Annotated in this window: 25 protein-coding genes; 5 read left to right on the forward strand and 20 right to left on the reverse strand. The window is 51.5% G+C overall.

The window, feature by feature from the left end:
* Window positions 1–51: 51 nt before the first annotated feature.
* Window positions 52–774 (reverse strand): nucleoside phosphorylase, encoded by a 723-nt coding sequence (locus FGI41_RS03280; protein ID WP_139488530.1) that lies wholly within the window; start codon window positions 772–774, stop codon window positions 52–54.
* Window positions 775–873: 99 nt separating this feature from the next.
* Window positions 874–2,235: a D-alanyl-D-alanine carboxypeptidase family protein gene (locus FGI41_RS03285; RefSeq protein WP_139488531.1), complete on the reverse strand. Its 1,362-nt coding sequence runs from the start codon at window positions 2,233–2,235 to the stop codon at window positions 874–876.
* 114 nt (window positions 2,236–2,349) lie between these two features.
* Here FGI41_RS03285 and FGI41_RS03290 point away from each other — a divergent pair, with 114 nt between their 5' ends.
* On the forward strand, window positions 2,350–3,729 hold the full coding sequence (locus FGI41_RS03290) for a class II fumarate hydratase (RefSeq protein ID WP_139488532.1): 1,380 nt from the start codon (window positions 2,350–2,352) through the stop codon (window positions 3,727–3,729).
* A 219-nt stretch (window positions 3,730–3,948) separates the two neighbouring features.
* Here FGI41_RS03290 and FGI41_RS03295 read toward each other — a convergent pair whose 3' ends face one another.
* The 4 genes from FGI41_RS03295 to FGI41_RS03310 all read right to left on the reverse strand — a co-directional run bounded on the left by FGI41_RS03295 (window position 3,949) and on the right by FGI41_RS03310 (window position 5,561).
* A complete protein-coding gene (locus FGI41_RS03295; RefSeq protein WP_139488533.1) occupies window positions 3,949–4,155 on the reverse strand; it encodes a hypothetical protein in 207 nt (68 codons plus the stop codon).
* On the reverse strand, window positions 4,142–4,663 hold the full coding sequence (locus FGI41_RS03300; protein WP_139488534.1) for a hypothetical protein: 522 nt from the start codon (window positions 4,661–4,663) through the stop codon (window positions 4,142–4,144). The genes FGI41_RS03295 and FGI41_RS03300 overlap by 14 nt, the downstream gene beginning before the upstream one ends.
* The gene (locus FGI41_RS03305; RefSeq protein ID WP_139488535.1) at window positions 4,660–5,133 is read right to left on the reverse strand and encodes a hypothetical protein; all 474 of its coding nucleotides are present in this window, start codon (window positions 5,131–5,133) and stop codon (window positions 4,660–4,662) included. Before FGI41_RS03305 ends, FGI41_RS03300 begins: the two co-directional genes overlap by 4 nt.
* Window positions 5,134–5,315: 182 nt before the next feature.
* Window positions 5,316–5,561, reverse strand: a complete 246-nt coding sequence (locus FGI41_RS03310) for a hypothetical protein (RefSeq protein WP_139488536.1) — start codon at window positions 5,559–5,561, stop codon at window positions 5,316–5,318.
* Between the two features lie 489 nt (window positions 5,562–6,050).
* Between FGI41_RS03310 and FGI41_RS03315 the strand changes: the two genes are divergently transcribed.
* Complete coding sequence (locus FGI41_RS03315) at window positions 6,051–6,431, forward strand: YmaF family protein (protein WP_139488537.1); 381 nt, start codon at window positions 6,051–6,053, stop codon at window positions 6,429–6,431.
* 116 nt (window positions 6,432–6,547) lie between these two features.
* Here the strand turns inward: FGI41_RS03315 and lpdA are convergent, their stop codons facing one another.
* Genes lpdA through pdhA form a run of 4 tightly spaced genes read right to left on the reverse strand, consistent with a single transcriptional unit; the run spans window position 6,548 to window position 11,441 of the window.
* Window positions 6,548–7,960 (reverse strand): dihydrolipoyl dehydrogenase, encoded by a 1,413-nt coding sequence (lpdA, locus tag FGI41_RS03320; RefSeq protein WP_139488538.1) that lies wholly within the window; start codon window positions 7,958–7,960, stop codon window positions 6,548–6,550.
* 3 nt (window positions 7,961–7,963) lie between these two features.
* Complete coding sequence (locus FGI41_RS03325; protein ID WP_139488539.1) at window positions 7,964–9,334, reverse strand: dihydrolipoamide acetyltransferase family protein; 1,371 nt, start codon at window positions 9,332–9,334, stop codon at window positions 7,964–7,966.
* A 13-nt stretch (window positions 9,335–9,347) separates the two neighbouring features.
* Window positions 9,348–10,328, reverse strand: a complete 981-nt coding sequence (locus tag FGI41_RS03330) for an alpha-ketoacid dehydrogenase subunit beta (protein WP_139488540.1) — start codon at window positions 10,326–10,328, stop codon at window positions 9,348–9,350.
* 45 nt (window positions 10,329–10,373) lie between these two features.
* The gene (pdhA, locus tag FGI41_RS03335; protein ID WP_139488541.1) at window positions 10,374–11,441 is read right to left on the reverse strand and encodes a pyruvate dehydrogenase (acetyl-transferring) E1 component subunit alpha; all 1,068 of its coding nucleotides are present in this window, start codon (window positions 11,439–11,441) and stop codon (window positions 10,374–10,376) included.
* A 369-nt stretch (window positions 11,442–11,810) separates the two neighbouring features.
* On the opposite strand from pdhA, the gene FGI41_RS03340 reads away from it, so the two are divergent.
* Window positions 11,811–12,710, forward strand: coding sequence for an SDR family oxidoreductase (locus FGI41_RS03340; protein WP_139488542.1), 900 nt, complete (start codon window positions 11,811–11,813; stop codon window positions 12,708–12,710).
* Window positions 12,711–12,811: 101 nt separating this feature from the next.
* Here the strand turns inward: FGI41_RS03340 and FGI41_RS03345 are convergent, their stop codons facing one another.
* The 5 genes from FGI41_RS03345 to FGI41_RS03365 all read right to left on the reverse strand — a co-directional run bounded on the left by FGI41_RS03345 (window position 12,812) and on the right by FGI41_RS03365 (window position 17,308).
* Window positions 12,812–13,783, reverse strand: coding sequence for a DMT family transporter (locus tag FGI41_RS03345; protein ID WP_139489028.1), 972 nt, complete (start codon window positions 13,781–13,783; stop codon window positions 12,812–12,814).
* Window positions 13,784–14,091: 308 nt separating this feature from the next.
* Entirely contained in the window at window positions 14,092–15,099 is a 1,008-nt protein-coding gene (locus FGI41_RS03350) for a C39 family peptidase (RefSeq protein ID WP_139488543.1), read from the reverse strand.
* A 190-nt stretch (window positions 15,100–15,289) separates the two neighbouring features.
* Window positions 15,290–15,634: a cupin domain-containing protein gene (locus FGI41_RS03355; protein WP_255298303.1), complete on the reverse strand. Its 345-nt coding sequence runs from the start codon at window positions 15,632–15,634 to the stop codon at window positions 15,290–15,292.
* 1 nt (window position 15,635) lies between these two features.
* Window positions 15,636–16,400, reverse strand: coding sequence for a YqcI/YcgG family protein (locus FGI41_RS03360; RefSeq protein ID WP_139488544.1), 765 nt, complete (start codon window positions 16,398–16,400; stop codon window positions 15,636–15,638).
* A 224-nt stretch (window positions 16,401–16,624) separates the two neighbouring features.
* Window positions 16,625–17,308, reverse strand: a complete 684-nt coding sequence (locus tag FGI41_RS03365; protein WP_139488545.1) for a DUF2625 family protein — start codon at window positions 17,306–17,308, stop codon at window positions 16,625–16,627.
* Between the two features lie 249 nt (window positions 17,309–17,557).
* Here FGI41_RS03365 and FGI41_RS03370 point away from each other — a divergent pair, with 249 nt between their 5' ends.
* Both FGI41_RS03370 and FGI41_RS24730 read left to right on the forward strand, forming a co-directional pair.
* Window positions 17,558–18,817 (forward strand): MFS transporter, encoded by a 1,260-nt coding sequence (locus FGI41_RS03370; RefSeq protein WP_139489030.1) that lies wholly within the window; start codon window positions 17,558–17,560, stop codon window positions 18,815–18,817.
* A 179-nt stretch (window positions 18,818–18,996) separates the two neighbouring features.
* Complete coding sequence (locus tag FGI41_RS24730) at window positions 18,997–19,140, forward strand: hypothetical protein (RefSeq protein ID WP_176560103.1); 144 nt, start codon at window positions 18,997–18,999, stop codon at window positions 19,138–19,140.
* Window positions 19,141–19,202: 62 nt separating this feature from the next.
* Here the strand turns inward: FGI41_RS24730 and FGI41_RS03375 are convergent, their stop codons facing one another.
* From FGI41_RS03375 to FGI41_RS03395, 5 genes are all read right to left on the reverse strand, one after another.
* Window positions 19,203–19,388, reverse strand: coding sequence for a hypothetical protein (locus tag FGI41_RS03375; protein ID WP_139488546.1), 186 nt, complete (start codon window positions 19,386–19,388; stop codon window positions 19,203–19,205).
* A 64-nt stretch (window positions 19,389–19,452) separates the two neighbouring features.
* Window positions 19,453–19,761, reverse strand: coding sequence for a hypothetical protein (locus FGI41_RS03380; protein WP_139488547.1), 309 nt, complete (start codon window positions 19,759–19,761; stop codon window positions 19,453–19,455).
* 46 nt (window positions 19,762–19,807) lie between these two features.
* Window positions 19,808–21,223 (reverse strand): radical SAM protein, encoded by a 1,416-nt coding sequence (locus FGI41_RS03385; RefSeq protein WP_139488548.1) that lies wholly within the window; start codon window positions 21,221–21,223, stop codon window positions 19,808–19,810.
* The gene (locus FGI41_RS03390; protein ID WP_139488549.1) at window positions 21,213–21,974 is read right to left on the reverse strand and encodes a prolipoprotein diacylglyceryl transferase; all 762 of its coding nucleotides are present in this window, start codon (window positions 21,972–21,974) and stop codon (window positions 21,213–21,215) included. Before FGI41_RS03390 ends, FGI41_RS03385 begins: the two co-directional genes overlap by 11 nt.
* A gap of 62 nt (window positions 21,975–22,036) precedes the next feature.
* The gene (locus FGI41_RS03395) at window positions 22,037–23,182 is read right to left on the reverse strand and encodes a threonine synthase (protein ID WP_139488550.1); all 1,146 of its coding nucleotides are present in this window, start codon (window positions 23,180–23,182) and stop codon (window positions 22,037–22,039) included.
* Window positions 23,183–23,201 lie beyond the last annotated feature (19 nt).

A 23,201-nucleotide genomic window follows, 5' to 3' on the forward strand; every position in this document is an offset into this window, starting at 1 on the left:
TTCCCAAGTGTGTCACAGGAGCGTTGGCGGTATGCAGACTCTTCACTTCTGTTAGGCTTGCAGCAATGCGAGTGCGTCGAGGGCGATCTCTGCTTCCCGCTTGACCGCTTGCTTCACTGCGTCATTGTGCGGGTCATATTCTTGGGCGAGATCGGCGTCGGCAAAACCGTCAATCGCCATGATCGCGCCAGCCTTGATTCCACGTAGCATCGCGATCACGAACAGCGCAGAGTTTTCCATCTCGACTGCGAGGACACCGGATTTTTTGTAGGTTTTGTGCGGGAACGGAATCGCCCCTTCGTAAAAGACGTCCAGTGTCAGAGTCAGCCCCGTCTGCACCTCTGCCTGTCTAGCTCGGGCGGCACTCTGCAAGGCTTGGACGATACCGATATCTGCTACCGCCGGAAATCCGTCTGGGACGAGCTGGCGGGTCAAGCCGTCTGTACGCACAGATGCGGTCGAGATCACAAGGCTTCCGGACGGCAAATCGGCATGGTAGCTGCCGGCAGTTCCCACACGGATGATGTGGGTCGCTCCCGCACGGATCAATTCTTCAAAACAGACAGCAGCACCTGAAGCACCGACACCATGACTGGTGATTGATACCGGCGTGCCCTGATACGTCCCGGTGAACGTGCGGTATTCACGGTTATACGCCACTTCTCGGGCGTCTTGCAGATGCTTGGCAATCTGTTCGGCGCGGGCTGGGTCTCCGCAGACGATTACGTGTGACGCGAGGTTATCCGGGCCGACGAGCAGGTTAGGGGTATGCATGGGCAATCTTCCTTTTTTCTGTATGGTTTGGTGATTGATAGGATCGTTTGCGGACAGATCGTATCGTGGTGAACGATCATTATGTCGTGGGATTGCGGGTTAGGACCAGTCAGCACGGCGGCGTTGGAGCTGTTGGGCGCGGCGCTTTTTCTTGAGCTTGGCTGCGAAGACGAGGATCATAAAAAGATTGAGCGTCAACCATATTCCGACGATCCCGTAAGAAGACAGACGGCTGTTGGAATCACTGTCCATCGCCCCTTCGAGCGCTCTGCCTGTCTGTGGAGAGATTTTGCGCTGGAGCTGGATTTCACGTACAAGGCCGGACGGGAAGCTGATCTGGAGCTTGCCGTCGGACGTAACTGCCTTGTGATACAGCTCGCCGTGTGGTGCGGTGACGTATAGGTTTTCACCTGTGTAGAACTTGTCCGGTTTGGCAGCTGACGTGATGCCAGAATCGGAGTTGCCTGTGGCTTGTTCGTTAGATGCGGACATTGTACCGGGTTCAGCTGTTGCACCAGTACCGGAATCGGAACCGGATGGATCGGCAGACGCTTCGGTTGGGACTGCTTTTTCTTGTGACGCGGATGCTGTGGTCGGCACGAATTCTTCCCCTGCTTGTCCCACTTGACGGGTCTCAAAGTGAGCAAAAGCATAGTCGAGCATCTTGGTCACGTCTTTGTACGCATAGGAGCTGCTGGCCGCTTTCATCGTGACGGCGATAAATTCGGAGCCGTGACGCTTGGCCGAGACGACCAGTGTATGGCGGGCTTGGTCGGTGAAGCCGTTTTTGATCCCTGTCGCACCTTCGTAGTTGGTCAGCATTTTGTTGTGGTTGACGATTACGGTCTGCCATTCCAAACCGTCCCATTTGAGGCGCTTGGTGGCTACGATCTCGCGGAACACCGGATTGCGCATAGCGTATTGGGCGATCTTGGACATGTCGGCAGCGGTCGTGTAGTGGTTCTCATCATGCAGGCCGTGCGGGTTGGTAAAATTGGTGTTGGTCACGCCTGTTTTTTCTTTGAGGTATTCGGTGACTTTTGCTGCGAAGGCTTCATTGCTGCCTTCGAGGTGCTCCGCGATTGCGGTTGCCGCATCATTGCCGGAATTCATCAACAATCCGTATTCGAGCTTGCGCAGTGGGACCTGCTCTCCTTCTGCCAGGTACACACGCGTACCCTCTTCCCAGCGGGCGCGGCGGGAGACGGTGACGATATCGTCGGGATTGCCTTTTTCAACGGCATAGATGCCTGTGGCAATCTTGGTGATGCTGGCCGGAAACAGCTTGAGGTCAGGATTTTTCTCAAATAAAACGGTTCCGGTTGTTCCATCTATCAAGACGGCAGATTCGCCGCTAATCATCGCTTCAGTAAGGGTGTTGACTGCTTCGCCTTCTGCGAAGACGCTGTGCGGTACAACAAGCTGTACCATCAGAAACAGACTGGCTAGAATGTATCGCATGTGTTTGGGTATCCTTTCTTCTATCATGCATGTCACTATCACTTTACCAATTTTACATACCTAAGGACAAGATGCAAAAGATATGAATGTGTATGAAAGAAAGGGTGAAAAAAGTTGCTGTTTCGAATCAGTCATGACACACTCGGTCAGGTCAAAGTCCCGCAAAGTGCTTATTACGACGCTCAGACGCAGCGTGCCGTCGAGAATTTCCCCATCAGCGGGCTGAGATTGCCGCGTGGATTTATCCGTGCCCAAGGTATTATCAAGGCCTCCGCCGCTACTGCCAATGCTGCTGTCGGTGCCTTGGACAAGCGCATCAGCCAAGCGATCGTCCAAGCTTGCGAAGAGGTGATCGACGGCAAATGGGACGAGCATTTTGTCGTCGATGCCTTCCAAGCCGGTGCGGGCACTTCGCAAAATATGAACGCTAACGAGGTCATCGCCAACCGGGCCAATGAACTGCTCGGCGGCCAGCGCGGCGAATTTTCCCCTGTACACCCCAACGATCATGTCAACATGGCACAGTCGACCAACGATACGATCCATGTGGCCATCAATATCAGTACGGTCGAAGCGATGAAGGAAAAGCTCCTCCCCGCGCTCAACGGCCTAATCAAAAGCCTCTCTGCCAAAGCAGAAGAATTCAATCCGATCATCAAATCAGGCCGCACCCATCTGCAGGACGCTGTACCGATCCGCATGGGCCAGGAATTCGGCGGTTATGCCGCGACACTGGTCACCTGCGAGTTCAACATTCGCTCCACCCTGCACACGCTCTACTCCATCGGACTTGGGGGTAATGCCGTCGGGACGGGTATTAATGCACATCCGCAATACGCCGAACGGGCGATTAATGAGATCGCACTGCGTACAGGCTATCCGTTCAAGAAGCCGCGTAACCGTTTTTCCTTCATGCAAAACACCTTGGGCGCGATTCAAGTCAGCCATACACTCAAAGAACTGGCGATCCACCTGATCAAAATCTCCAGCGACATCCGCCTGCTCGGCTCAGGCCCCCGCACCGGACTCGCTGAACTCACCCTGCCCGCCGTCCAGCCCGGCTCCTCCATCATGCCAGGCAAAGTCAATCCCGTCATCCCCGAGATGCTCTATATGGTCTGCGCCCAAGTGATCGGCAATGACGCGACAATTACCACAAGCGGCTTAGGCAGCCAGTTGGAGATCAACGTGATGATGCCCGTGATTGCCTACAACGTCCTGCAGTCCATCGAGATCCTGGCGAACGGTATGAACATTTTCCGCGAAAAATGCGTGGATGGCTTGGTAGCCAATGAAGAGAATTGCCTATATTACGTAGAAAACAGCCTCGCGCTGGCCACTTCACTGAACCCTGCGATCGGCTATGAAAAAGCGGCACAGGTAGCGAAGAAGGCTTATGCCGAGGGGAAATCGGTCAGAGAAGTGGCTGAAATCGTGACGAATCTGAGTGATGATGAGCTGGAGAAGCTGCTTGATCCGAAGCTGTTGGTGTAGGTGTCGAGGTAGTCATTGTAGTGGTAAGGAGAAAAAGGAGGATTTCTTTTGATGTCATAAGAAATCCTCCTTTCTTTATGGTTTACATCATTTATTTATTTTTAGAATATTCTGCTGTTTCTCGGCAGAGAGGGAGCGGCTGGCAAAGCGCGCGCCTCTTTGAAAATTATGCTCAGCGGAGAAAAAAGCGCTGGCGTATTTGTACATCTTCGATTTAGCTCAGTGGCAAACCCCTTCGCTTGAATACGCTTCATCGAACCTTTTTGACACGGACAAGCCAGCGCTTTTTTCGCAGCGGACACCTCCATCATCCTTGCAGATTTTCAAGAAGGTAAGCTCATTGCCAGCCGCTCCCTCTCCTCCACCACAGCAAAATCCATAAAAAAGAGGCGCTTGCAGCACCTCTTTTTCATTACTCATATACATCACGAAGAACTCCCTTCCGTTCATAATGAAGCTTCTTCGTAATCCATTTGTAAAACAGGATGTCGATGATATATACGACCACATAAACCAAGAAGGACCAAAGAATATGCCATTTGATATAAGTAAACACTCCGAATTGAACCGATACCCACTCCGCCGTCGTACTAAAAACAGCCCAGATCAAGACATGTGCCCAGTCCCGGAGCCGATTAAAGCGATCATAGAAGTGGAAAAACATATACCCATAAAGCGGATAAATCCCGTTGTAGTTAATAAAGTCAAACAGATCATTTTTTCCGGTATCAAAGCTGTCGTAGATGTTAAACGGTGGAATCGCCAGTACAATATCAACAGACCGACCGAAAAAAGAGTTAAACAACAATAAGTGAATCAATAACGCAGGAAAAAACCGTCTGGGCAGATAAATAAACAAGCCTAATAAAAACAAAAAGACAGCCAGCGTGAACATCTCATTACCGTCAAACTTCACAGGCAGCGGCATTATCATAGTTGTATCCCCGCCTTTTTTAACAGGTGCCGATAGCCCTTGCACAGGGCCAGACTAATCAATAGCAGAACGACCCAGTAAATGCAGGACATCCAGGGCTGCCACTGGGCAAACTTGATGATTTCCAAGTGTTCCATGAGCATCACAGACCCACAAAGCACCACATAAAAGAAGAGAAAATATCCGAGTTTCTTCCACATGGATTGGACAGATACGACCATTTTGAGAAACCCTACTATCAGGATTGGCTCAAGGAAAATGACATTGATGATAAAGCTGAGTGCTTTCGGAACTTCCGGCGAAATTTTGATTAATTCTATGTTCAAGGAAAGATCCAATGTACACTCCAAGCCGATGATGGATGTCACCATAAAGTAGAAAAAAGCCTCGGCGGGATGCAGTGGGTTGTACCGATAGATCAACAACAGCATGAGGATCAGCATCACAACTATATACATCCCCAGAATCAAGGGTCAACCCTCCCATCTGGTGTTTGATCGGGTGCTTCCTTCCTCTTAGTGTTTGACTATTGCTTGCAAAATATGCATGTAAACTGTTTCTTCACTATGTAAAAAAGCTGCTTGCCTATTGGTCAGAACAGGTCAAGCAGCTTTTGGTGCTGTTTATGGGGCGTTAAGGGCGTTGTAGGGTATTATGGAGTTGGTGTTGTTGGGGTAGGTACAAGCGTTCCAAGGAGTGCCCGAACAGCTGTCATCACTTGTTCAGCTTGGGCCATCTGCTCCGGGGTTATCGTACCATCTTCCGTAAAGATACGAATGCACAATGGGCAGATTTCCACGTTGAGACCCAGCAGTGTAATGCGGATCCCCCCTGGAATGTTAACGCAAAGGATATCCCCTGGTTGGCAACAGGTTTCACAGTTTGTTTGAAGTGCCATGTAATCATCACCTCTTCGATAGACTTACTGCATTGTATGGAGATGAGGGATAGCCTGTCATGGTTGTTTTCATTATATTTAGTTAAGTTAGGTAGAACGCCGAGTAAATTGATAGGAATTCTCCTGTCTACACGCAGAAAAAATGAGAGCACCCCTTATTAGGCATGCTCCCATCCCTTGTAACCAAGCCCTATTTCTCTTTTCTGGTCGCCAGTTCGATGATCATCACAATGAGCGTAAGCAACTGAATGAACACTTCCAGTGTCAATAAGTTCGCCTCCATGTCATAGATGATGCTCTTCCCCTGGCTTCTCCTCTTAGAAAAAAGGCTTACGTTTCCCGTTATTATGTATAGTAAGAAAACGGGAAACGTAGTACATTGAATTGAATATGGGGGTGTGATTATAGTCCAATACCTACCTGCCAAACCCAAACAATCATTCAGTCTCCTTCATACATTGTACAATCATTTGAAAAAGGAGAATATGAATGAAAATACCTGTGACTGGATTTGTTATGGAATCAAATGATTTCGGTTCTCAACACTCCCACACCCTATTTATCACAACCTGGGATGGCAGACCTGTCCACAGACATGCTTTCTCAGGATGTACTTCGTGTGATGATGGTCATACCCACTATTACGCAGGAATGACGGAGCCAGCTCCCACAGGAGTTCCACACGTTCATCATTATTATACAGTGACCGCGATAAGCCATGGTCATACGCACACAATCAAAGGAACAACAGGTCCTGCAATTCCATTACCAAATGGAGGCCATGTTCATTATTTCGAGGGATACACAACCGTTGACGGAATGAATCCACACTCCCATATGTATCGTGGAACAACGGGAGATGTAGGATAGTTGGAGTCGTTCGTTTCTAGTCAGTTGTCGTATGGCGATGGCAAGAGCTAACACCAAACCAAACAAAAAAGACTGCTGATGAATTCGCTCATCAGCAGTCTTTTGCTATATCAAAATTACTTCACAATCGCGTGGATCGGATGGCCAAGAGCCACTTCCGCTGCTTCCATGACCAACTCACCAAGGGTTGGGTGGGCGTGGATGGTGAGGGCGATATCTTCGAGGGTAGCGCCCATTTCAACAGCGAGACCTACTTCGGCGATCAGGTTGGATGCTTCTGGTCCGACGATTTGGGTACCGAGCACGAGTCCGGTTTCTTTTTCAGCGACGATCTTCACGAAGCCTTCTTTGGCGTCGAGGGAGAGCGCGCGGCCGTTGACAGCGTAGTTGAAGCGGCCGGTAACCACATTGTGGCCTGCTGCTTTCGCTTCTGTTTCGGAGAGACCTACGCTGGATACTTCCGGCTCGGAGAAGACAACCGCTGGGATCGCTTTGTAGTTAACTACAGAGTTCTGACCTGCGATAACTTCTGCTGCCACTTTCCCTTCGTAGGAAGCTTTGTGCGCGAGCGCCGGGCCTTCTACGAGGTCACCGATTGCGTAGACGTTCGGCACGTTGGTGCGGCATTGGTGATCGATTGCGATTTGGCCGCGTTCGGTCAGCTTGACGCCTGCATCTTCGAGCTTGAGGTCTTCGGTGTTTGGACGGCGGCCTACGGTTACGAGTACGTAGTCCGCTGTGATGGTCTTCTCTTCATCCTTGACGGTGTAGGTGACGGTCACGCTGTCGCCGGACTGCTCGGAGGACTTCGCCAGAGCATTGGTGACCACTTCTACGCCGTCTTTTTTGAGTTGACGGCCCACGAGGCGGGTGATGTCTTTCTCAAACAGAGGCAGGATGGAGTCGGAGCCTTCGAGGATGGTTACTTTGGTGCCGAACTTGGCAAAGGTTTGACCAAGCTCTACGCCGATGTAGCCGCCGCCGATGACCACCATGGAGGACGGGATCTCTTCGAGCGCAAGCGCTTCAGTGGAAGAGATGATGCGTCCGCCGAATGGGAACGGTTTGAGCTCGATCGGACGGGAACCGGTTGCGATGATGCAGTGGTTGAATTTATAACGGGCACCTGCTTCATCACTGTAGACACGTACTTCGCTCTCGTTGATGAAGAACGCTTCACCGCTGACGATCTCTACTTTGTTGCCTTTGAGCAGAGTACCTACGCCGCCAGTGAGGGTTTTGACGATGCCGTTTTTCCACTCTTGCACTTTGGCAAAATCCACTTTGACGTTCTCAGCGGTCAAGCCCATGTGGTCAGAGTGTTTCATGTTTTCATAACGGTGTGCCGCAGAAATCAACGCTTTGGATGGGATACATCCACGGTTGAGGCAGACGCCGCCCACTTCGGAACGGTCTACGATCACAACGGATTTGCCCAGTTGTGCCGCACGGATCGCAGCTACATAACCACCAGGACCTGCACCGAGGACGAGGACGTCAATCTCATGAGCCAAATCTCCTACTACCATCGATTACACCTCCATTAAGAACAACTCAGGGTCGGAAAGGAGTTGTTTGATGTAGTTGAGTGCGTTTTGTGCCGTTACACCATCGATGATGCGGTGGTCGAAGCTCAGGGAGAGAGCCATGACATTGCCCACTACGATTTCGCCGTCACGAACTACTGGCTTCTGGTCGATACGGCCTACGCCGAGGATCGCCACTTCTGGGTGGTTGATCACTGGAGTGAAGAACATACCGCCGGCAGAGCCGATGTTGGTGATGGAGACGGTGCTGCCACGCAGCTCATGTGGAGCCAGTTTACCTTCGCGGCCACGGGATGCAAGGTCTTTGATCTCGTTTGCGATGGTGAACATGTTTTTGCGGTCAGCATCGGTTACAACCGGTACGAGCAGACCGTTGTCTGTGTCAGTTGCAATTCCGATGTTAAAGTATTTTTTGTATACGATCTCGCCCGCTTCGTCGTCGATGGACGCGTTGAGCACTGGGAATTGCTTCACAGTAGCGGTGAGTGCTTTTACGATGAATGGCAGATAGGTCAGCTTGACGCCTTTCTTCTCAGCCAGTGGTTTTGCTTTCGCGCGAAGCTCGATCAGGCGGGTTACATCTACTTCGTCCATCAGGGTTACATGTGGAGCGGTGTAGACGGATTTCACCATCGCAGCAGCGATTGCTTTGCGGATCCCTTTGAGTGGTACGCGCTCTTCGAGTTGAACGGTAGCTTGGGCCGGTGCCGCTTTAGTCGCTGCTGGAGCAGCCGCCGCAGGTGCAGTGGTGGTTTCAGCTGCCTGAGCGGTTGGAGCCGCTGCTGGTGCTTCTGCCTGTGCTGCGCCTGGTACGAAGTTGAGTACGTCTTCTTTGGTTACTTGACCATGACGGCCGGTACCTTTGATTTGGGAGATCGCGATGCCTTTGTCTCGCGCTAATTTTCGAACACTTGGGGTTGCGAGCACTTTGCGGTCTGCTGCAACAGTCTGTGCATCGTTGATATCAGCGGTTCCTTGGGCTGCCGGAGCTGCAGTGGTTTGGGCGGTCTCCACCTGCACTTGCTCAGCGCGTGCGGTCAGGCTGTTGCCTTCGTTGACAGCATGCTCAGCTTTTGGTGCTTCAGCGGCTGGAGCAGCGTCTGCTTGTCCTGCGCCTTCCACTTCAAAAGTCACGAGATCTTGGTCAACGATCGCAGTAGCGCCTTCTGCCATGTGGATTTCGAGTACTTTACCATTGACAGGAGATGGGATTTCCATCACTGCTTTTACGTTTTGTACTTCTACGATTACCTGGTCTTCTGTTACGGTATCACCAGGTTTGACATGCCAGGTTACGATTTCACCTTCGTGAATCCCTTCCCCAAGTTCTGGGAGCTTAAATACGTATTTACCCACGACTGGTTCCTCCTTAGAAATCTAAGACTTCGTTCAGTGCTTTAACGACACGTGCAGGGTTTGGTACCCACAGGTCTTCCGCAAGCGGTTGTGCCAGGATGGTATCTGGACCCGCTACGCGCAGGATCGGTGCTTCGAGGTGCAAGATGCCTTTTTCAGCGATTTGCGCCATGATTTCTGGTGCTGCACCAGCTGTTCTTTGCGCTTCTTGTACCACGATGGCACGACCGGTTTTCTGGATGGAAGCCAGGATCGTGTCGGTATCGAGCGGGCTGAGGGTGCGAAGGTCGATGACTTCTACTTTGGCACCGCGTGCTTTTTCGATTTCTTCTGCTGCTTTGAGGGAAGTATGTACCATTGCGCCGTAAGTGATGATGGTCGCATCAGTACCTTCACGTACTACGTTGGCTTTCCCGATTGGAATCGTGTAGTCGCCCTCAGGCACTTCGCCTTTGAGTGCGTAGTAGAGCTTCAGGTGCTCCATGAAAAATACTGGGTCATTGTCGCGGATTGCGGAGAGCAGAAGACCTTTGGCATCTGCCGGGTTGGAAGGACATACCACTTTGATACCAGGGGTCTGCATGATGATCCCTTCCAAGCTGTCTGCGTGAAGCTCAGGTGCTTTTACACCCGCACCAAATGGTGTACGGAAGGTGATCGGGCTGTTGTAAGCGCCGCCGGAACGGAAACGCATACGGGAAGCCTGAACCGCGATGGTGTCGAGTACTTCAAAGATAAAACCGATAAATTGGATTTCTGCTACCGGACGGAAGCCTTGCAGACCAAGACCTACCGCCATACCACCGATACCGGATTCAGCGAGCGGAGTGTCAAATACGCGGTCTTCGCCGAATTTTTCTTGCAGGCCTGCGGTTACACGGAATACGCCACCGTTTACCCCGACGTCCTCACCGAAAATGAGGACGTTCGGATCTGATTCAAGCGAGATGCGAAGTGCATCGGTAATTGCTTGTTGCATCGTCATTACTGCCATGGTTCGTGCCTCCTACTGGGAAAAGTCTTTCTCTTGCTTCAGTGCTTAGGAAAAATCTTTCTTTTGCTCTTCGAGATGCTTCGGTGTGGTCTCGAACATGGTGTCGATCAGACCTGGAATCGTCATTTTTTCATATTCATCCGCTTTTTTGATCGCTTCTGCTACAGCGTTGCGCGCTTCTTCGATCACAGCGTTTTCGTCTTCTTCTGTCCAGAGGTTTTTGCCTTGGAGGTAGTTGCGGAAACGTACGAGTGGATCTTTTGCTTCCCATTCGCCTGTTTCTTCTTGTTTGCGGTAACGGGTTGGGTCATCACCAGACATGGAGTGTGGACCAAAACGGTAGGTCAGGGTCTCGATCAGGGTCGGGATGCCCTGGAGTGCGTATTCACGCGCTTCCTCTACTGCTTTGTAAACAGCGAGTACGTCCATACCGTCTACCTGTACGCCACGGATTCCTGCTGCTACAGCTTTTTGTGCGAGGGTCTGTGCTTTGGTCTGTTTCGCGATTGGAGTGGAGATCGCAAAACGGTTGTTCTGAACGACGAAGATCGCTGGGAGGTTGAATACGCCCGCGAAGTTGAGTGCTTCGTAGAAGTCACCTTGGGAGGAACCGCCGTCACCAGTGTAGGTGATTGCTACGGATTCTGCACCGCGTTTTTTCATACCCATCGCTACACCAATTGTCTGCACGTATTGTGCACCGATGATGATTTGCGGCATGAGTACGTTTACATCTTTCGGGATTTGACCGCCGTGCTGATGACCACGGGAGTACAGGAATGCTTGATAAAGTGGATATCCGTGCCATACGAGCTGTGGCATGTCGCGGTAGCCCGGCAGGATGAAGTCTTCTTTAGTCAGAGCGAATTCGGAACCGAGCATGGAAGCTTCTTGTCCGGATACAGGAGCATAGAAACCAAGGCGGCCTTGGCGTGCGAGGCTGACTGCGCGTTGGTCCCAAATGCGGGTATATACCATACGGCGCATCAGTTCGCGAAGCTGCTCATCGGTAAGTTTTGGCATAGCTTCTTGATTGACTACATTCCCGTCAACATCAAGAATCTGGAGCGGAGTGATTGGTTCAACTCTAGCTTCGTAGCTAGCTTTTACCATCGAAAGTTGTTCTCCCATCATGATCACCTCATGCAATGATTTCCTAACAGGTGTTGCTGTTATAGCGAGAAAAGGAACCTGTTATATATAAGGACGTTACATTTGTACTGTATTAGCGCAGTTTTTCTATGCGCGACGTATAGAACAAGATCCCCTATGTATATAATACAGGTTTTGAAAGGTGTGTCAATAAAGCTGTCAGCAATTTGTCGATTGTCCCAAGCCCAAAATGATTGAACACAAGTAAATCCCTACAACCTTCAATTTTCTCCATGTGTCCATGTTCTATTCATCCTACCAAGCACCCATCCACTCTTGTTCACATACACTACAATGGACTTTTTAAGAAGGAATATGTACCTAGGAGGAATGTCTCGAATGTACCCTTATTTTGGCACCCGGAAACAATGCAAAGAGGTCCCGGTTACCTTTCCCCCGCAGATCCAGCGCGTACATCCCGGCCAGGAATCGATGATGAATCCAAGACCCATAGCAGAAAACAAACGATACAGAGGCAGTGGTAAACTGAGCGGGAAAGTGGCGATCATCACGGGCGGCGACAGCGGGATCGGGCGAGCCGTAGCCTATGCATTCGCCAAGGAAGGCGCTGATGTGGCGATTGTGTATCTCTACGAATGCGGAGATGCCGAGGAGACCAGACAACGGGTGGAGGAGCTGGGTCAGCGGTGTCTGCTGTTGCAGGGTGACATACGGGATGAGGGGTTTTGTCAGCGGGCGGTGAATGAGACGGTACGGGCATATGGGAAGCTGGATATCTTAGTCAATAATGCAGCTGTCCAATACCTGCAAAAAAGCATTCTGGATATCACGGCGGAGCAGCTGGAGCTGACCTTTCAGGTGAATGTGTTTGGGATGTTTCACATGACCAAGGCTGCACTCCCTTATCTCGACCGGGGAAGCTCGATTATCAATACCACCTCGATCGTCGCCTATATCGGCTATGCAGAATTGCTCGATTATTCGGCTACCAAAGGGGCGATCACGGTGTTTACACGCTCGCTGTCCCTCTCCCTGTTGGATCAGGGAATCCGGGTCAATGCGGTTGCGCCAGGGCCGATCTGGACACCGCTGATCCCGTCGAGCTTTACCGCAGAAGGCGTGACAGAATTCGGTCTGCAGGTACCGATGCAGCGGGCGGGGCAGCCATACGAGGTGGCTCCGGCTTATGTCTATCTCGCGTCAGATGATTCGTCCTATGTGAGCGGGCAGGTCATTCATGTGAACGGTGGGATGATCACGGGGTCGTAGCCGTACACCTCCGTTCACACGGAATAAAAAACAACCCTGTGGCACGGGCATGGTGAACGGTCACCATCGTGCGTACAGGGTTGTTTTTTTTACCATTTCTTCTAACTAGCCGGATTGGATGGTTTGTGAATATCCACAAATGACGTGTCTTCCGACTGTGGTTGCTCTACAGGGCTGTCTTGCTTTTTCCGCCCAACGGTGACCAGCAGCACTCCTGCCACAATCAACGCACCGCCGATGAAAAATTGGCTGTCAAGCTGTTCACTGAGCAATAGCCAGCCCAAGACCGAGCCTACCAGCGGCTGGAAAAAGAAAAAGAGTGACCCGATCCCGGCGTCCATCAGTTCCATCCCCTTGTTCCAGAGGAAGAACGCTCCCGCCGTCGCGACGATCCCCATGTAGAGGATGCCCAGCAGGATGAGCGAATCCTGCAGATGAACCGGACTGTCGGTCGTCATGAGTTCCCAGATCATGGTAGGCGTAGTGAATCCCCATGCAAACAGGATCGCATAGGTAGTAATCGTCAGGGATGAGTGTCTTGCTGAGGCGACCTTGACATAGACCGACAGCAAGGCCCATGTGACTGCCGCACCAACCAGCAACAGACTGCCCCAGAAGGATGCGCCCATCTCCGAATCCCAGCCGACGACAATCCCGACGCCTATCGTAGCAAGCAGAAGCGAGATGATTTTGCGGGCATCCCATGCTTCGGACAGGATATAGCGGGCAAAAATCACGATAAATGCGGGTGTCGCCGAGGTGATCAGCGCCCCTGTGTGGGCATCAGACCACTTCGTCCCGATAAACTGAAGGCAGATCGACACGAAGTACCCGATAAAGCCGATCCAGGCGAACATCCACCAGTCTTTTTTCTCGATGTGTACAGATGTTGCGGTCTTTCGCTGGGCCAATTTGACGAGTGCATATAACACACAAAAGGCAACCGCATACCGCAGCCACATCAGCGTAATCGGCGGGACGTAATCCATCACATACTTACTGACTACATACATACCGCCCCAAATACTTGCCGCAAGCGAAAGACAGATCGCCCCTGCCCCTGTACTTTTCATTCCTGTCTGTTTCATCATCTATGACCTCCGTCTCGTTCTTTGAGAGTTGAATGGTGTTCTCAAAAAAATCTCAGACGGGGCTTACTCAGAACGTATCTGTTATTCCCCCCGTCTTAGGAAGCGAGGACTGGGGTATCATTTTCAAACAGAGTCATACCGAACATGCTGCATGCCTCCCTTCTCTTTTTAGCATGTGGTTTCTATTGTAACAGACAGATCGTTTTTGTAGTAGAAAAATTCTGTTTACTTATGAGTCAAGGAAAAAGAGAAGGCTTGTGGGCTTTCTCTTTTTGGGAGGAAGTCTGCTGCTAACGGTACGACAAGGCTTGCTTCCCAAGCGCGTTGTACGAGGCTTCCAGGCGTTGTTTATCTACCTTGACGTTCTTTTTTCCAGACAGTGGATCGTTGAGATAGACATGCTCCGGGTCGTAGCCTGTCAGGACGACGGCATGCAGGTCAAGCGGGGTCTTGATCTGCTCCTGACCATGCTTCCATGCCTCCCATCTGTCGGGGAGCCGGTAGTCGCCAGTGGTCCAGATCACGACGGGTCTGCCTTGCTCCAATTGGGTGAGCAGTGAGTGGAACGGCTGTCCGGTCAGGTTCAGTGTACGATCACCGAGATAGCGGCGCATAAGCTGTTCCATCGGTTGGTTGAAGACAGCGAAGCCAGGGCCGGTTTTGCCTGTCATATCGCCGACGAAGCCGTGGCTGGGATTGCCCCAGCGTGTGATATTGCCGCCTTGTCTGATGACAGGGTCGGGATCTTTGGGGAGCTGCTCGGCCAGTTGCATCTTGGTGACATCCTTGCCTGTGTATTGCATCAGCATGGCGAGACTGGTTACTTCGCAGCCGAATTTGAGCTCGGGGTTTTGGCGGATGAGCGGGACATTGAGCAGGACACCGGATTTGGATGGTGGGGTGTCAGATCGTAAGCCGCTTTGATCTACCCTTGGATGGATAAGAACCGATTGATTGCGGTTCGGCGACCCATCATTGCTCCGATCCGTTCTGGCCGCGCCTTCTGTGTTGGCTGTCGGTTGTCCTTCCAGAACACCGCCTCTGTCTATGTCTTTGTCTGCCGAATGTTCAGCTACATTCCTATTGCCATTGTTTTTAACCGTTGTGGCATTGTTATCTTCATTCCAACTGTTAACCTGCTCACCAGGATGTGCATGTTCACTGCGGACAGCCTGTTGGGTCTGTGCTTGAGAGGGCTTTGTCGCCTTCGCCGCTTGATTCTGTTCGTCACTCCGTCCGGTAGTGGAGCAGGCACTCAGGAGGACGGCCAACAGCAGGAGTCCTGTCTGTCTTTTCATGATGATTCCCTCGTTCCTTATTCGGTTTGACGGCTTTGCTTACATAATCCCTCCAAACCCAGCCTTTATGTTATGGAGTACCATCCAGTTTTTGGTGAAATGGATTTCCCGACAAAAAAAAAGATGACTCCTGATGAATTCAGAAATCATCTTCCGGCTGCATAGCTGCCATGGTTCTGTTTGATATGTATTACACCATATACCTCTGCTGATTCTCTTCCGTATCCATATAGATCAGATAGGTACACCCTTCTGGCCCGGCAACCGACGAATGGACGGTATGCTTGGGCAACAACAGCTGATCCCCGGATCTACAGGTCATCGCCAGCTCCCCCACCATAAACGTGATCGAGCCTTCCACGATCAACAGAATCTCATTGACCGGATGCGTGTGGGTCGGATGCTCCCAGCTTGGCAGGTCGCGCTGAATCTCGATGAAGCCCTGGGTGGGCAAAAGCTTTAGCACCGCCTGCTCCAATGTAATCTTTGTACCACGGATCACCTGCAATTGTTCAACCGTTTGGCGCATCATCATGTTATGCCCCCTTCCCTTCTGCTTTCTTCTCTTTATGCAGTGCGTGAAATGGACACTGTGTGGGGGAGCTGTTGTCATCCTTGAGAAAATACTGCTTCCATTCCAGCTTGTCCTCTTCCCCATACAGCCCCAGCGCCGGATGCGCCCCGACCTTATCATAGGAAGCGAGACGTTGGCGGACAGCCTGCACCGCTCTTAGCCCCCGCTCCCCTGTCAACTCGTCGAACACCCACAACGGCTGAAACGTAATCATGAACGTCTTGCTTTTGCGGCTCTTGCGTATCTCGTGCGCTGGTGTGTTGCACACGACAAAAATCGGCTCCCCGTTGAAACAAAACTCCCACAGATGACTCCCTGTGTCATGCGGAATCTGCCTGGGCCATGCTTGCGGATCGTGCTTATGCAGGAAATGAATCACATCCCAGAAAATTCGCTCATATTGGTCCATGGTCTGTATCTCCTGCATCGGCTGGAAAAAAGCGACCAGCGAGGTATTACGGCCCAACTGCCTGTACCCTTCTGTATAGCGGATCAGTTGATCACGCAACTGAAAAAGGGCCTGCTCCTCTGTCGGTTCGCCGATAAAGCTGTAGCAAAGCGTGTCCGCCCGAAACCCCTCTACCCCAAAAATACAGGGAAACGGACTCTCTTCCCCAAGCATGTCCTGCTTGAGTGCCTCATACGCCCCGACTCCCCAATCCGGTACACCAATTCCCTGTTCGATCTCATGTCTGCGCAGCAAACCCAGTTCGTTCCCTGTCGTCATATGTCCCTGGCTCCTTTTCGATATATAGGTGTTTGGTAATAGAAACAACAGGTGGGAGTCAGGAAGCTATCCATTTTGTCGTGCCACTATCGTCCTGTTTTTACCATTTGTATCACATTATATACGAAAAGAATATAGATTCCAATAATGTTAGAGTGTATTTTATTAATTTTCTGGTCTATTTACACGAATGGTACTAATGTGAATAAAAAAGGAAAGATGTACTATTCTCTTTTTTGGAATCGTGCTTGGAAATCAAGCGTCATGCCCCAGCATTCTTCAATTGGAACCGTCTTTTTGGAACGTGTATTCATGTCCGGCCCCTCCGCCCACAGATAGGGATAAACCGAGAGGGCTTGGTCACCGCCGATATTCTTGACATCCTCTATCCAGTTATCCCAGCGAAACGTCTCGTAAAAGCGATTGAGATCACCAACCAAGGCCCAATGGATAAAGGATGAGTAGCTCATCTCAAGGTTTTCCCACTCTAACGTATCAGGAGCAAGATAAAACACGTGACCGAGTTCCCCAGTCAACGCGCCTCCATTAAGGGCGAAGAATCCACCCAGGACATCGTCCGCGATAAGCAATACGCCGGGAATCCTGTGTGAGGTGATGTCCTCTGTCTCTGTTGAGAAGCCGTTCCATGACGCAAGATCACGCGGCAGACACTGATGTCCTGCACCAAGAATGCGAAGCCATCCATGTTGGATCAAGATTCCACCTGTATAGTAAGCGACAGCACCCAGGAGCGATTTGGTAGTCACCTGAAGTTGTAGGAGGACTTGATCACGGGTATTCCCTTCTGTTGGAAGAATTTCTACTGAGTGTTTGGCTTGGCTGTGCATGTCCAACAGGTTTTGCCAACTGCTGTGTGATGGATCGATTAAGTCTTGTAGAAGTTTCACGATTGCTCCCCCTTTACTCTGAATCTTCTTCTAAAGCTTTTGCATCAAACCAAATATCTGCCTGTTCCTCTGATTGGTAACTTTCTTACAATAATATTTTGATATATATATTTACATTTTTTTATTTTTACCCCAACAATCAGGAATACAATTGACCATCTCTCCACATCCACGTAAAATTAGTTGGTATACCAAATGTTGGGCTCATACATACAGATGCACCCGACGAGATAAAGGGAGTGATGAATGATGGCAGAAACAACGGTGTCGAAGGGCAACTTTTTCCAGAACAAATTTGTCCGCGTCATAATGACATCGGCCATCTTGTTGCAAGTGGGGGTATGGGTGCGAAACTTCGCAATCCTGCTGTTCGTCATGGAGCAGACCAATAATGACCCGTATGCCGTATCGATGATTTCGGTTGCGGAGTTTGCCCCGATTTTCTTGTTTTCGTTTATCGGCGGCACGTTTGCAGACCGCTGGCGTCCAAAGCTGACCATGATCTGGTGTGACATCTTAAGTGCGTTATCCGTCTTCTTCGTCTTGTTCACACTGATGTATGGATCATGGAGAGCGGTCTTTTTTGCGACACTGGTGTCCGCGATTCTGTCCCAATTTTCCCAACCTTCCGCGATGAAGCTGTTCAAGGTGCATATTCCTGCTGAACAGCTGCAGGCGGGGATGGCGATGTTCCAGACCATCATGGCGATCTTCATGATCATCGGTCCGGTGCTTGGGACGTACGTATTCCAGACCTTTGGAATCACGGTTTCGATTGCTGTGATGGGCGTGATGTTCCTGCTGTCGGCGGCGGTATTGTATTTCCTCCCCGCTGATCAGAAGGAGACAACGGATAAGCCTGCTACACAAGTCTGGACAGAGATGGTGGACGGCTTCCGCTATGTTCTCTCCAAAAAAATGCTGCGTCACCTCGGTCTCTGCTTTGCTTTTGCCGGGGTAGCCGTAGGGATTTTGCAGACACTGGGGATTTTTATCGTGGTGGAACGGTTAGGGCTGCCAAAAGAGTATCTCCAATGGATGATGGCCACTTATGGTACAGCAATGCTGATCGGCGGCGGTGTCGTCATGGGTCTCTCCAAACAGGTGGCTCCACAAAAGCTGTTGATGCTCGGTACTCTCTCCTCTGCTTTGACGGTTGCGGGAATTGGTTTGTCAACCAACCTTACCCTGACCCTCGTCCTGCAGTTCATCGCAGGCTTCTTCTTCCCATGTGTGCACATCGGGATCAACACACTGATGCTCAAATCCACCGAGGAAGCCTTCGTCGGTCGTGTCAACGGTGTGTTAAGCCCGCTGTTCATGGGTATGATGGTCATCTCAATGAGCTTGGCAGGATGGATGAAAGAGGTCTTTTCGCTCGTGGCTGTGTATGAAGCTGCCGGATTGTTCTTTTTCCTCGCGATGCTCTCGATGGTTCCGGTATTCCGTCTGAAGCCAGATGTGAAACCAACGGAATCAGAAAAAGGCGAACCGATGCCAGGCGTATAGCTAAAGCTTAAGGTTCACCCCCACCCTCTTCTGGATCTTCGGGCATTTTTGCTCTGGGACTGGAAGGGGGTTTTTTTACTGGCAAAAACAGCGTGACATGATCTCTCCCTAAGTACACACACTATACCTGTTCCTTACACGGACAAACTTCACGTTGGACGATGAGGAGGAGGCACCATATGGCGTACAAATGCTTTCACTGCGAACACGATTCAGAGTCCGGTCACGCAATCACCCTCTACAACACAACAGGGGACGAAGAGCGCTTCGAAGTGTTGTGTGACAACTGCTACGCCGATTGGTTGCTGTCGCTCAAAGGGTAAGGAAAACCGAAGGAGGCCGCCGATTGCAGCGGGCCTCCTTTTGGCTGTACATATGAAGAAAATCATGACAGATACAAAAACCCGTAGCAGGCAGACATCAGCAGAAGCACAAGCCCGACGAGCACAGCGAAGGTGACGGCGAATCCGTAGAAAATTTGCAGGAGCAGCTTTCCCCAATTCAATTTCCGCTCTTGTGGCGCATCGGCGGGGGTGACTTGGGATGGATCTTTCTGTTGAGAATCGTCCAAGCGTGATCTCTCCTTTTTGTCCGAATCCTGTGTTCCCACCCAAAGAACCACTCAACCAGGAAACTCAAAAATTGCCGCTGAAGAACAAGCCGAAGCATGCCGCATTCAACAAGAACGTAATCGCGGCGCCAATTAGAATTCCGTTGAACATATTGGTTCGGCCATTCTTGTAAAAATAGATCGCGAACGGGATGACATACACGAGCTGAGCCAAGCCGATGATGATGTATGCTACTGGAAATAAGAACCAGAAAAGATGGCAGCCAGCGACGATCAGCATCCCTTTTAACGTGCCGAATCTGTCTTCCGGCGGTGGATTGTGCGGGGAGTAGCCATATGGCTCTGATGACCAATTGGAATTTTTGTCATCCATAGGTGTGTTCTCCTTTTAATTGAGAATGCGTGTACATCTATCGGGATTAGATGAATACCTGTCCGGCCCGCTCGTCGCGGATTTTCATCAGTTCCTTTTCCTTGTCATCGCGGTAAAACAGGTTGTAGGTATCAAACGGAATGATCCGGCCGTCTGGATGGGCGATGTGGACGCATGATTTTTTCACGGAGCGGATGTCGAAGTTATGGGCATCTAAGAACTGCATGATGATGACGCGGAACACGTTGTCATAGCCGATCTGTCCCGGTACGACGACCTGTGGCAGACAGCAGAGCAGGTCTTTGAGCGAGAGTGCGGAGGACAGCGGGGAATGATTAAGTGAAAACAGCTTGAAAATCATATCGCGGACATTCTCATCCTGTTCGAACACGATGGTGTTGCGTCCGCCTTCCAAGAGGATTTTCGGGTCGATCAGGCCGGTGAGCGGCTGTACTTTGTCCCCCATCTTCAGTGCGTAGCCCATCGCGAGACAGTCTGGATGACATGGCACAGGGATGATGTCGGCGGCGCTGAACACCTCGGATTGGTCGATGATCATCTGGCGCACTTCGCTCAGGGTCAGACGGTCGGTGGACGGGTCGTAATCCTCCAGTCGGCCCGCTGCCTGGATCGGTTGGAACGTCACACCGCGCACAGCACGCTGCTTGAGTCCATATTGGATAATCTTGCCGACTTCGTGGTCATTGAGACCTTTTTTCAGGGTAACGACAAGGGTGGTCGACAGGTTGAATTCGTTGAGATGCTCAATCGCTTTGCGACGTACCTCGCGCAGATCTACACCACGCAGCTCGCGCAGAGAATCTTCCTCGAAGCTGTCGAATTGCAGGTAAATCTCAAAGCCCGGCGCGTAGCTCGCGAGCCGCTTCGTGAACTCGCGGTCTTGCGCGATCCGCAGGCCGTTGGTGTTGAGCATGATGTGCTTGATCGGCTTGGACTTCGCCATGTCGAGGATTTCGAAAAACTGCGGATGGATCGTCGGCTCTCCCCCGCTGATTTGGACGATGTCCGGCTCTTTTTCATTCTTCACGATGGCGTCAAACATCGCTTCGATCTGTTCGAGCGTGCGGAAGGTTTCTTTTTTCGGGCTGGACTCGGCGTAGCAAATCGGGCATTGCAGATTGCACTTGTCTGTCACCTCGACGAGCGTCAGACAGGAATGCTGCTCGTGATCCGGGCAGATGCCGCAGTCATAGGGACAGCCGTATTTGATCGGGGTGTTCCAGCGATATGGCATCTCGGAAGGCTTGATGAAGTCGCGGCACTGTTTGTAGTACTCGACATCGGTAGAGATCAGCACTTTTTCTCTTCCGTGTGACATGCAGTGCTTGAGCAGGTAGACCCGCTCGTCTTCGATAATGACTTTGGCCTCCACTTTACGCAGACAGGTGGAGCAGATGCTGTTGGTCAGTTCGAGAAACAGGTACGGTCGGTTATGGGGCATATGGCATCTCCTTTGCAACCATGGCTTTGTGCCGGAAAAGTTGGATGTAATAGATGAGACCAAGCACGCAAGCAATCTGGATGTTGTTCATCCCGAAAAAGACGTGCGGGGTCGGCTTGATGAAATCAATCGCAAAGCGGAAAAACAGGTAGCCCAGCATGAACAGCTGGAAGCGGCTTCCTTCCCACGGGTACAGCGCCTTTTTCTTGGCATAGATGAGGAATCCGGTCAACAGCATGAGAAAACCGATCTCATACAGCTGTGTCGGATGACGGTACACCCCATCTCCAAAATCAACGCCCGTCACCCATGTCGTCTCAATGCCGTAGGTGTGATCCGACAGCCCGGTGAGAAAGCAGCCGATGCGCCCAATCGCCATCCCGACAATCACGGGAATCGCGAAGTCGTCGCCGGTGGAGCTTTTGTGTCCGACCAGCTTCTTGGTCAGCTCCACCCCGATCAGTCCGCCGAGCAGACCACCGACAATGGTTTTGCCAGCCATCAGGTAGGGCAGATTGGTCAGGTTCTGCATGGTCTGAACAGGGTCTTCAAACCAGTACAGAATCTTCGAACCCAGTGCCGCTCCCACCGTCATCCCGGCGATGATCGACATGGCTTTGGTGAAGGGAATCTTTTCCTTGCGGCGCGTAAAAAAATACACCCGCGCTCCGATGAAGTAAGCCAATGCTTCAAACAGAAAATGCGGGTGAATTTTCATGAAACCGATGTCAATAAAAACGGGAAAGGTCATGAGCATTCTCCTGGTACATTTTTCTTTCCTCATCATACTAAAAATTCGGGCAATCTGAAATACTATAATCCTTTAAACCCGTGTGAAGTTCCGATCATTACCACGCTATCCTCTGCGCCGATCCATCCACTGGCACTCAACCGCTGTACGGCGGGCAGGACGGTGGCTGACGAGCTTTCGAGGAACAGACCGCTCCGGGCAAAACGACGGATCGCCCCCGCTGCTTCCTCTGCGTCCACCTCGATGGCACAGCCGCCGGACTCTTGCAGCGCCTGTACGGCTTGGTAGGCTACACAGTTGCCGCCGATGGAGAACAGGGTCGTGGAGCCGGGAAACTCGCTTGTGTACTTCATCCCTTCGTCCAACACACGGCTCAGGCGGGCAAATGGTTCGACCGAAACCATCCGAGGCAGACGGTTGATCCGGCCTGTCCGGTGCAGATCCTTGAAGCCCTGCCAGATGCCCCACAGCAGATCACCGCGAGAAGTCGGCACGACGACGACGGATGGCACGTCTCTGCCCCATTGCTCGAACAGCTCGTACGCGATGGTTTTGTAGCCTTGGATGCCATAGAGATTGGAGCCGACGGGCGGAAAAATGAAGTTGGTCGCCGGGTAGTAGCACTGTTCCTCGGCCAGCTGCCTGATCTGATCCCAGCGCTCCCGGTCAGTTTCTGTGATCCTCACCTCGCCGCCTGTCGCCTCGACCGTTTGGCGGATCGTCGGGCTGATCGCCGCTGTCGTAAACAGGATGCAGCGAAGACCCGCATGTGCCGCATAAGCCGCAAGCGACAGCCCTGCATTGCCGCTGGATGCAATCATCACGCCTTGTCGGCCCAGCATCAGCGCGCGGGCGATGACGAATGGGGAAAAACGGTCCTTGTGGGAGCCGGTGGGATTGACCGTCTCATTTTTGAGCCAGAGCTGGGTGAGTCCCGCTTCTTTCGCCAGATCAGGCAGTCTCAACAGCGGCGTGCCCCCCTCGCCTAGCGTAGGGAAGCTCCGGTACGGCAGCCAGTCACGGTAGCGCATCATCCGCTCGGCATCCGGATTGATCTGAAAATGATTCTGGTCATACTGCGGGTGCAGACTAGCTGGAGTCCCCTCAGACAGACAAGCCGGACAGCCTGTGGGAAAATCGCTGGTGGCGTAAGACCTGCCGCAGCGCAGGCAGGTGAGTTGCTGGATATGGTAGTTGATGGAGTACATGATTTGGTTCGACGCTCCT

Source organism: Brevibacillus dissolubilis, from assembly GCF_006170445.1.
Lineage (GTDB): Bacteria > Bacillota > Bacilli > Brevibacillales > Brevibacillaceae > Brevibacillus_B > Brevibacillus_B dissolubilis.

Excerpts from the sequence above, each read along its gene's own strand:
- FGI41_RS03280 (WP_139488530.1), bottom strand. The coding sequence starts at position 774 with ATGCATACCCCTAACCTGCTCGTCGGCCCGGATAACCTCGCGTCACAC.
- FGI41_RS03285 (WP_139488531.1), bottom strand. The coding sequence starts at position 2,235 with ATGCGATACATTCTAGCCAGTCTGTTTCTGATGGTACAGCTTGTTGTA.
- FGI41_RS03295 (WP_139488533.1), bottom strand. The coding sequence starts at position 4,155 with ATGTATATGAGTAATGAAAAAGAGGTGCTGCAAGCGCCTCTTTTTTAT.
- FGI41_RS03300 (WP_139488534.1), bottom strand. The coding sequence starts at position 4,663 with ATGATAATGCCGCTGCCTGTGAAGTTTGACGGTAATGAGATGTTCACG.
- FGI41_RS03310 (WP_139488536.1), bottom strand. The coding sequence starts at position 5,561 with ATGGCACTTCAAACAAACTGTGAAACCTGTTGCCAACCAGGGGATATC.
- FGI41_RS03315 (WP_139488537.1), top strand. The coding sequence starts at position 6,051 with ATGAAAATACCTGTGACTGGATTTGTTATGGAATCAAATGATTTCGGT.
- lpdA (WP_139488538.1), bottom strand. The coding sequence starts at position 7,960 with ATGGTAGTAGGAGATTTGGCTCATGAGATTGACGTCCTCGTCCTCGGT.
- FGI41_RS03330 (WP_139488540.1), bottom strand. The coding sequence starts at position 10,328 with ATGGCAGTAATGACGATGCAACAAGCAATTACCGATGCACTTCGCATC.
- pdhA (WP_139488541.1), bottom strand. The coding sequence starts at position 11,441 with ATGGTAAAAGCTAGCTACGAAGCTAGAGTTGAACCAATCACTCCGCTC.
- FGI41_RS03340 (WP_139488542.1), top strand. The coding sequence starts at position 11,811 with ATGTCTCGAATGTACCCTTATTTTGGCACCCGGAAACAATGCAAAGAG.
- FGI41_RS03345 (WP_139489028.1), bottom strand. The coding sequence starts at position 13,783 with ATGAAAAGTACAGGGGCAGGGGCGATCTGTCTTTCGCTTGCGGCAAGT.
- FGI41_RS03350 (WP_139488543.1), bottom strand. The coding sequence starts at position 15,099 with ATGAAAAGACAGACAGGACTCCTGCTGTTGGCCGTCCTCCTGAGTGCC.
- FGI41_RS03355 (WP_255298303.1), bottom strand. The coding sequence starts at position 15,634 with ATGATGATGCGCCAAACGGTTGAACAATTGCAGGTGATCCGTGGTACA.
- FGI41_RS03360 (WP_139488544.1), bottom strand. The coding sequence starts at position 16,400 with ATGACGACAGGGAACGAACTGGGTTTGCTGCGCAGACATGAGATCGAA.
- FGI41_RS03370 (WP_139489030.1), top strand. The coding sequence starts at position 17,558 with ATGGCAGAAACAACGGTGTCGAAGGGCAACTTTTTCCAGAACAAATTT.
- FGI41_RS24730 (WP_176560103.1), top strand. The coding sequence starts at position 18,997 with ATGGCGTACAAATGCTTTCACTGCGAACACGATTCAGAGTCCGGTCAC.
- FGI41_RS03380 (WP_139488547.1), bottom strand. The coding sequence starts at position 19,761 with ATGGATGACAAAAATTCCAATTGGTCATCAGAGCCATATGGCTACTCC.
- FGI41_RS03385 (WP_139488548.1), bottom strand. The coding sequence starts at position 21,223 with ATGCCCCATAACCGACCGTACCTGTTTCTCGAACTGACCAACAGCATC.
- FGI41_RS03390 (WP_139488549.1), bottom strand. The coding sequence starts at position 21,974 with ATGACCTTTCCCGTTTTTATTGACATCGGTTTCATGAAAATTCACCCG.
- FGI41_RS03395 (WP_139488550.1), bottom strand. The coding sequence starts at position 23,182 with ATGTACTCCATCAACTACCATATCCAGCAACTCACCTGCCTGCGCTGC.